Annotated in this window: 8 protein-coding genes; all 8 read right to left on the minus strand. The window is 51.3% G+C overall.

The genetic code is table 11. The features are described from left to right. Nucleotides 1-39: 39 nt before the first annotated feature. Nucleotides 40-2,253 (minus strand): GumC family protein, encoded by a 2,214-nt coding sequence (locus tag AC5JMP_RS01865; RefSeq protein ID WP_495849724.1) that lies wholly within the window; start codon nt 2,251-2,253, stop codon nt 40-42. A 22-nt stretch (nt 2,254-2,275) separates the two neighbouring features. Next, entirely contained in the window at nt 2,276-3,529 is a 1,254-nt protein-coding gene (locus AC5JMP_RS01870; protein ID WP_495849725.1) for a polysaccharide biosynthesis/export family protein, read from the minus strand. A 69-nt stretch (nt 3,530-3,598) separates the two neighbouring features. Next, nucleotides 3,599-4,357, minus strand: a complete 759-nt coding sequence (locus AC5JMP_RS01875) for a cyanoexosortase B system-associated protein (protein WP_495849726.1) — start codon at nt 4,355-4,357, stop codon at nt 3,599-3,601. Between the two features lie 4 nt (nt 4,358-4,361). Continuing rightward, complete coding sequence (crtB, locus tag AC5JMP_RS01880; protein ID WP_495849727.1) at nt 4,362-5,288, minus strand: cyanoexosortase B; 927 nt, start codon at nt 5,286-5,288, stop codon at nt 4,362-4,364. Nucleotides 5,289-5,527: 239 nt separating this feature from the next. Beyond that, nucleotides 5,528-6,262 carry a glutathione peroxidase gene (locus AC5JMP_RS01885; RefSeq protein ID WP_495849728.1) on the minus strand — a complete coding sequence of 245 codons (735 nt, stop codon included), beginning with the start codon at nt 6,260-6,262 and terminating at the stop codon, nt 5,528-5,530. Beyond that, entirely contained in the window at nt 6,249-6,488 is a 240-nt protein-coding gene (locus AC5JMP_RS01890) for a hypothetical protein (RefSeq protein WP_495849729.1), read from the minus strand. The genes AC5JMP_RS01885 and AC5JMP_RS01890 overlap by 14 nt, the downstream gene beginning before the upstream one ends. Nucleotides 6,489-6,500: 12 nt before the next feature. Further along, nucleotides 6,501-7,694, minus strand: coding sequence for a glycoside hydrolase family 10-like protein (locus AC5JMP_RS01895; RefSeq protein WP_495849730.1), 1,194 nt, complete (start codon nt 7,692-7,694; stop codon nt 6,501-6,503). A 178-nt stretch (nt 7,695-7,872) separates the two neighbouring features. Continuing rightward, nucleotides 7,873-9,009 (minus strand): hybrid sensor histidine kinase/response regulator, encoded by a 1,137-nt coding sequence (locus AC5JMP_RS01900; protein ID WP_495849731.1) that lies wholly within the window; start codon nt 9,007-9,009, stop codon nt 7,873-7,875. Nucleotides 9,010-9,063: the final 54 nt, after the last annotated feature.

Consider the following 9,063-nt stretch of genomic DNA (forward strand, 5'->3'; position numbering starts at 1 on the left):
GGTCTTGCTTGATACCACGCTATTCTTCTAACCTTCCCTTCAGGGCACTACCCAAGTTTTCATACTCTGGCTTGACTCTACTGGCATCGTTTTCAGTGGCAATGTTTTCAGGTTTTCTCGATCGTCCTGCTCAAAAATAATCGATTGTGTTTCGATAGCCGGAAACTGCACAGGAATGTTGGCATCATTCACCACTGCCCCTAAGAACTGAATATCTTCTGATTCCATAAACTGCTGGGCAACTTCGTCCATTAGCCCCGCTTCGGTATAGCCGGGACGAGTCACTAGCAAAAGCCCATCACTATAGGGTTCTAGCAGCAGCGCGTCATTGTAGCGATGCAGCGCCGGGGCATCGACGATCGCCAGGTCAAACCGACCGCGAGCATCTTCAAACAGTCGGCGCATCTCACTCGATTCCAGAATGGCGGCAGCCTGTCGCTGTAACCCAACGCTAGGAACCATATAGAGGTTTTCAATCGCCGGAACCATGTGAATGCACTCAGCAAGATTACCGTAGTAGCGCAGCGGCTCAAGCTGATTTTGGGGATCAGGCATGATATTGAGCGCAGTGGCGCGAGAAGGCGATCGCAGATCTGCTTCAATTAACAGCGTCCGCTTTCCAGCTCTAGCAGAGGCGATCGCCAGATTATAGGCAGTCACCGTTTTACCTTCCTCGCTCAGGCTGCTGGTAATCAGCACAATGTGCGCCTTGCCGCCAATCCGCTGTAAGTTACCGCGCAGCCGCTCGTAGGATTCAGTATAGGGAGAATGGGCTTCCGAAATTACGGGTATAGCGATTTCTCCATCCCAGGGCAGCGTGGGCAATAATCCCAGGATCGGCACATCCTGAGATTTCAAGGCATTTTGCAGATCCTCTGAGGTGTAAATTAAGGGATCGATCGAATCTAGGAGCAGCACCAATCCGCCGCCGATCGCCAAGCCCATGAAGCCACCGACCAGCAAAATCATCAAACTGCTGGCACCTTTAGTAGGTAAAGCTTTGACCTGTGCAGGTTGGGCAATCACCAGGCTACCTACCGTTTCCTCCTGCGCTAGCTTCACATCGGCTAGTCGCGCCTGAATCTGGTCATAAAATGTTTGCTTTAGCGCCACCTGCTGCTGAAGGCGCTGCTGCCCCAGCTGTTTGTTGGGAATGCCGGAATACTCCTGCCTCAGCTCTTGCTCAGTCTGGCTCAAGACCACAAGCTGCTGCTGGGAGGTTTCTCGCTGCGTTTGCAAACCCACTAAAGTGCTGGCGAGCTGCTGCCGTGCCGGATCGAGATTGATAGATTGGCGGACTTGGCTGCCTTGCAGAGCGCCACCCAATACCTCACTGACGCGAGATCGCAGCAGCTCACTGTAGATATTGAGCTGGTTTTGCAGATCTACTCTGGAGGGGTGATCGGGGCGCAGTGTCATGGAGAGCAAGTCGCGCTGGGCTTCAGCCTGATAAATTTTGGCGCGCAAGTCGCCGATGATGGGGTCAGCGCTGAGGGCTGAAGAGGCGTATGCCTGATCAGGCGTTAAGCCCAGACGCGACTGAAGGCTAGTCATCTGTGCCTCAATGCCCGATAGACTCAGGCGCAGCTGCCGCTGCTGTTGCTGGTTTGCCGTAATATTGCTCAGCAGCGATCCGCTTTCGGCAGCTTGCAGGGCAGTTCCCTCCTGTCGGACATATTCTTCCAGGTTTTGTTCGGCTTGCCGTAGCTCCTGTGTCACCTTGGGCAAAAGCTGATTAAGGTTCTCGTTGATACGGTTAAGCTGCTGTCGGTTGAACTGTTGACTTTGCTCAACTATGGACTCCATCAGCGCCGTGACGATCGCCGCCGATTTTTCTTGTTTTGTATCTTGATAAGCGACGATAATCCGCAGGGCTTGGCTTTTGGCTTCCGGTGCTTCCTTTTCGCCTGCTTGTCCGGCGATCGTTACCTTAGCGGTCTCCTGAAGACGCTTGGCAGATACCGAAATGTTCTGCTGCTTGAGCTGTTGAATCGTATATTCCAAAACCGGACGAGACATCAGCATCTCCTCGGTTACAGCCTGTCCCTGCTGCTGGAGCTTTGTCCCGGTTGTAGAGAAAATTTCGGGTGGAGCGCCATAAACGATCATCCCCTGTGCTGTATAAGTCTCTGAGGGCGGGGGTTGAAGAGCTGCCGCTACGCCCGATAGCCCGGTAACGGCAATGAATCCCAGAAGGGCAACCCATTTGTGGCGATCGAGGGCGAGAGCGTAGCGGTTGAGGAAGGGAGGCATGGGGGAGTAGGGGGTGAGGAGCTTAGCGCGAGGTGCCGCTGGGCTGGAAGAGATTTTGGGCGCTGTTGGATAAAGAATCGAAAAAGAGCAAAAAGCCTAAGATGTCTCGGAAGGGTTGGGTGAATGTGTTGAGGGCATGGGTGATACGTGCCACAAAGTTGCGACCGATCACAATCACGTCGTTTTGTTCTAGGACAGGGTTCTGAGTGAGATCTCCTAAGATCGCCTTCTTACCATCTAGCTTTTGGGTCAGGGCTTTGCCCTGCTCTACATCAAACCGAACTAAACCCACATGCCGAATGTCAGCACTGCTCAGATCGGGTGAAATAGCGGCTAAAGCATCGACAAAGCTGCTGCCGTTAGCAAGCTGAAGGCTACCAATACTGCCGCCTCTACCCGCCGTATAGTTGAGAACGCGAATGTTGATTTGGGATTGCGCCAAATTGGAGCGGGCGACTAAGTTGCGATCGTATCCCTCGCTATCGGTGGCTGTGAGAGTAGGCACGACGATCGTGTCGCCGTCATCTAGACGCAGATCGGGAATTGACTGGGAATCTCGGAGTGATGTAAACAGATCGACCTGGCGTTCGACGATCGATCCATCGGCTAAGACACGGCGAATGAGCACGGTGCGCAGATCGGCTAAGCGAGTGGTTCCTCCTGCCGAGAGCAGAGCCACCGAGAGTTGCGGAGCCTGCAAAGGGTAGAGTCCCGGCTTCACCACTTCGCCCAAAATCGTCACCTGAACCGATCGCTGAGCAATCAAAATCACATCCACCTGGGGATTCACCACATAGCGATCGAGAGCGATTTGAATTTGGCTCCGCGCCTGTTCAGGAGTCAATCCCCTCAGACTCAGCGCCCCTACTAGCGGCACCAGCAAATTGCCCTCCAGATCGATCGTGCCCTGAAACGACAAGTCGGGAAATCGCAAAACATTGATGTAGAGGGTGTCACCTGCCCCAAGCTGATACCCTGAGAAAGCATCTGGCGGAGGCGAAAGTGATTCCTCGCCAGACCTATCGGGTATTTCGCTGGGCATCGCACGGCGATTGATCAGCCGCGCCTTCTCCAACTGAGGGGAAAGCCTATCGGTTGGAGAAGGCACAACTGTAGGAACAACCGTAGGAAAGGGAAGACTGTCGGGTACCGGGCTGGGTAAAGTTTGGCTGAGGGCAATAATAGGCAGCAGACCAGATTGCAGTACCCAGAACAGCAAGGCACTGGGCGCTAGTTTGGGCGCTAGGCATCTAGAAAAATGGAGGGCATGAACCATGAGTGCTAGAAGGATAGGGAAGATAAAGATAGGGAGGGATGGGTTGAAGAACTGCTTGACCGAATCTACCTATCGGAAAACATCGGCAGCCAATGTGGATTGAATGAGCTGACCTAGAGCTTCTGCCTGAGACTGCACCGATTCAATTTCGCTCAAAGGCTGGATGGGAATCAGAAGGCTGACCGCCACCCAGGGCATATGCTGGCGATCGCGCAACTGCGACCCTTGCTCTGCCCAAAACCATCCGATAGGAGCAGGATTCCCGCCATTTCTCCAGGCGTACCATTGGAGTACTGCATAGGTTCTTTCTTGAGTCCAGCCCCGCAAAAATCGCGCCTCAATGTTTGTGGGCATTGATTGTGCTAACACCGATTGTGTGGACGCCGATTGTGTTGGCATCAATTGTGTTGGCATCGAAAACTGAATGTGACGATCGCTATCTTCTGTCCATCCGCGTGCGCCACGAATATCCATCCAGTCCACTTGCGGCAGGTCTCGATGCCAGGTCTGAGGACGCAGCATGAGTAGAATAGGCGGATTTGTAGCGGGAGGGGTTTGAGGGGCGATCGCCTGAATTGACCATTTATGACCGCCAATTTCAACCCTTTTTTGATCAACAGTTTGCCATCCCGGCAAGGTCAATCCTGACTTTTGCAGCGTTCGTAGCTCCTGCAAAGAGCTGAGTCCTGGTACTTTGTTGAAATAATTGCCGGAGAGGTAGTTGGGAATCGTATTGGCAACCGCAATCGTCAACAAAAACAGGACTACTAGGCTTTTGTAAAGGGGCGATCGCTGAAAATTAGCATCAGAAGAGGAGTGAGAAGTCATTGCTTTAAGTTCCGGGTTCTGGCTCAATTTCTGGCTCAATTTCTGGCTCGATATCCCCAGCATCTGACACCCAGGATTCGAGAGTCCGTAACCACACCACAATTAATCCCAATAGGGCAGTTGAGTAAACATCTCCACCCCAGCCGTCGTGCAACCACTGAAAGGCGCTATCTTGCCCAGTGCCATGAAAAAAGGTGAGAAAGGTATTGCGAACGATATTGGCGGCGACGCTAATGATCACGATGCCTGCGTAGAAAAGAGCGATCGTTTTGCGGGAGGTTTGCCCTGTCCAGTAGAGCAGCAGCAGCCCCACATAAAAGCTGGTGAACAACATCTTGAGTCCAGCGCAGTAGGGCGCGACTTCAACAATGCGATCGTTCACGAACAGATAGATCTGGTCTACCCGCACATCCATACCCAACTGAGTCAGCGCAAAGCCCGCCACACCTGCAATAAAGCTTTGTAGCGGTAGCGTGTAGGGTGCCAGCAGATAAGGAACTTCGTTGGGAGTTGCCAGCAGCAGCAGTGCCAAAGGAAAGGCTTGCAGCCGCAGCCCTGGCGAGCCTTTGAACCCAAGGCAAAGCCCAGTCAACATAATTGGTAGGGACAGGTTGATCAGGTCAGTCAGATTGCTGAGATAGCAAAAAACTCCGAGGATCAGCAGCGATAGCCCAAAAATTTGCTGGAGGGGACGGGTTGTCTCTGGGAGGTACCGCCAGCGATCGCGCCTATTCCAACAGAGGTAAGCGGCGAAGGGTAGACCCAGCAGACCGTGACTAAAATACTCATGCTCAATGCTGATGCTCTTGTTTAGCCAGCCATTAAACCAATGAACTAGCAGCGGCATATACAAGATCAGCAGCAGGCTAAAAATGGCGATCGTGGGGCTGAACGAAACTTTTCGGCTCGTTGCGGTCATGTCGGTTAGCATTCTGACAACTAACCGTAGGGTTCCCTAAAATCGGCAACGTTAACTCTGATCGCGTCCCAAGGATCGCGTATGGCATTACGTAAGTGAGGGCGAGTTGTTTTTGAGAGCCGCGCTCCGCGCGGCTCTCAAAAAATAAAGGAGGTGCGCGCAGCGCACCTCCTTTATTTTTTGATTGTTTCCTGGTGTAGCAGTACCGTTTGTTAGCTTGCAAGGGTGCCGTACAGACCCTTTAAGTGACCTTAAGCAACGCCAAGGTAGGTTGCAAGATCATCAGAACCGCCAATCAACTTGCCATCTATAAAGACTTGGGGCACAGTAACGGCGCCAGTGACAGCTCTGAGCGATCGCATATTTGCATCCCGACCGAGAACAATTTCCTCATAGTCTAGACCCTGCTCTTTCAGCATGGTTTTGGCGCGAGCACAGAAAGGACAGCCCACTTTAGTGAACAACGACACCACTTTGGGCTTCTGAGCCTCGCTGTTGATGTATTGCAGCATGGTGTCTGCATCGGACACCTTGAAAGGATCACCCGGTTCTTCGGGTTCGATAAACATCTTGTCTACCACACCATTTTTCACCAGCATGGAATAACGCCAAGAGCGCTTGCCAAAACCCAGATCAGACTTGTCTACCAGCAGCCCCATGCCGTCTGTAAATTCGCCGTTGCCGTCTGGAATCAGCTTGACGTTTTCAGCACTCTGGTCTTTTGCCCATTCGTTCATCACAAAGGCATCATTGACAGATAGACAAACAATATCATCTACGCCATTTGCCTTAAATACCCCCGCCAGCTCGTTGTATCCCGGCAGATGGGTGGAAGAACAAGTGGGGGTAAAGGCACCAGGCAGAGAGAACACAATTACCGTTTTTCCGGTAAATAAATCGTCTGTCGTAATATCGACCCAGTCATTATTCTGACGGGTGCGAAACGTCACGTTGGGCACGTGCTGTCCTTCTTTATTCGGCAACATAAAACTGGCTCCTTAATTTGAAGATAAATAAAGCGTACTCATTACGAGTATGCTTTGTCAAGTCATGGAGATCAACTGGCGCAGTCCCCTGACTCACTGCCATCCAGTCTCTTGACTCACTGCCATCCTGCCCGTCAAGTATGCCGGAAAATCTGCCCATCCAAACGTGTTGCCCAGCACCAGCGCTCAGCAGCGCCAGACGATATCTCGAAAAATAAAGGCTCATTGATCTGTGAGATTACCGAGGCGGCGTCCAATTATCCAGCAGATTGGGGCGATCGGCTGGTGAACTGAACAGGCGACGAAAGACAGAGCGGCGGTTTTGCAGATCTATATCTGAGTTGCCTTGAGAGAAATTACGCTGACCAAATCTGGCATTCCACAAAGATTCATAGAAGAAAAACGAGATGCCTGCAAACTGGCGATCGCGCACCCGCTCAACTTGGTCTGCAATTTGCGCGATCGGCGTGAGCCGATTCTTAAGTCCTGTTAAAATGCCGATGCTAACCGGGATATGCTGTTTGGCATCTTGGACTTCGGGACGCGCCAAATCTGCCGCAAAGTTCTGCAAATTGTCGCTGTAAACCTGTAGAATCAGCTCTTCAATTAAGCCTCTTCGCTCCCAGGTTTTCCAATCTTGCAGGTATTGGCGATAGGAAAACGGATAGTTATTGGGCGACAGCGAAATGACGACATCGGGCTTTTGGGCTTTGACGGCATGAAAAACCTGAGTCATAAAATCGGTAATTTTTGCAGCCCGCCAGCGCGTCCATTCGGCATTGGCTGGGTCGGAGGGCGGCAACTTGCCCTGATGCTCTCGCTGGTAAAGCCGTTGGGTAAAGTCGTCGTAGCCAAACTCGGCAGGTAAGCCCAAGTGGTCGTCAAACTGAATGCCGTCAATGTCATAGCGAGTGACGATCTCCAAAACCATGCTTTGGATGAACTGCTGCACTTCTGGCATAAATGGATTCAGCCAGCGCCTTTGGTAGATGCCATCTTGCCAAATTTGAGTGCCGTCTCGGCGATCGCTAATCCACTTTGGATGACGAGCCACAATTTCTGACTCGGCAGTTGTCATGAAACCAAACTCAAACCAGGGAATCACGGTCAAACCCTGCTTGTGTCCCAAGCTCACCACATCTGCCAGGGCATCCCAATTTTGCAAATTGGGCACTCGCGGATCGGTCGCATGACCGATCGCCTCTGCTGCCGTCCGACTGGGATACAGCGTATAGCCCCAGTTCCAGACCGCCGGATAGATCGTGTTGAAGTGTAGCTCGGCTAAACTTTGCAGGGCAGGTTCCAGGCGATCGCGGCTAAACAACACGTCGCTATCCACGGTCGTGAGCCATACGCCGCGAAGCTCTTGATACTCGGTTGGTGGCAGGCTCGTCTGTGGCAGACCAGGACGCGCCAGAGATAGGAGCATCATTAGGCTACAGGTCAAGCAAAATAGAATTGCGCGTCCTTTGCGCAAGGATTGCAGTAATGACTCTAAAGCGAAGCCTAAACTAGAACACTGCATTTGAGTTGTTGGAAGACGTGCAATAGCAAGAGCAGAGGAGACGACTAGGCATTGGGTGACACTCTTAAGTGGCCAGAGCTATTGCCTATTTCACTGGAATTTTTACCACAAACTCTGTTCCCTGTCCCAGAGTGGAATAATACTCGATCTTACCGCTATGTTTCTCAGTAATGATTTGATGGCTGATCGACAGCCCTAAGCCCGTACCTTTGCCAATGGGTTTGGTGGTAAAGAACGGGTCAAATAGTTTAGAGGAAATAGGTTCCGGAATACCTACTCCGTTATCGGCAATGCTAATCGTGAGCCAGTTGTCATTATGGGTGAAAGTGCGAATGGTAATGGTAGGTGGTTGGAGATTGCTCACTCCCAATTCCTCTAATGCATCGATCGCATTACTCAAAATGTTCATGAAGACTTGGTTGAGTTGACTGGGGTAACATTCGACTTCTGGTAACTGCCCATAGTCTTTGATAATTTGGATGGTAGGAAAGTTGGGTCTAGCTTTGAGGCGGTGTTGCAAAATTAACAGAGTACTGTCGATGCCGTCGTGAATGTTGACGGGCTTGAGGTCACTCTCATCCAGACGGGAGAAGTTGCGGAGTGAGAGGATCAATTGACGAATGCGATCGCTGCCCATTTTCATCGAATCAAGCATCTTGACCACGTCATCTTGCAAAAATGCTAAATCGATGGCCTCTGCTTGGGTCTGGATTTCTGCAACCGGATTGGGATAGTGCTTCTGGTACAGTTGCAAAAAGCCTAACAGATCCTGAGTGTAGGTCTGGACATGGTTCAGGTTGCCGTGAATGAAATTCATCGGGTTGTTGATTTCGTGGGCGATTCCTGCAATCAGCTGACCAAGGGCAGACATTTTTTCACCCTGCACGAGATGCAGTTGGGACTGTTTCAAGTGCTCTAATGTCCGGTTCAATTGATCAGTGCGCTGTTCTAGGACGCTCATTGCATTTCGCAGTTGTAAATGAATTCGAATGCGTGCCAACACCTCTTCGTGCTGAATTGGTTTGGTAATGTAATCGACTGCGCCCAAATTCAACCCTTTGACCTTATCCACAGAATCGGAAAGGGCGGTCATAAAGATGACAGGAATATTGCAAGTTGTGGGATTGGCTTTGAGTTGCTGGCAGGTTTCAAATCCATCAATTCCTGGCATCATCACGTCGAGCAAAATCAAATCGGGCAAGTAGGATTGCAGACGCTGCACAGGGCTATTTCATTCTAGTTAAGTGCTTGATAGGGTAGTTATGTCATCTCTCCA

Source organism: Drouetiella sp., from assembly GCF_059504425.1.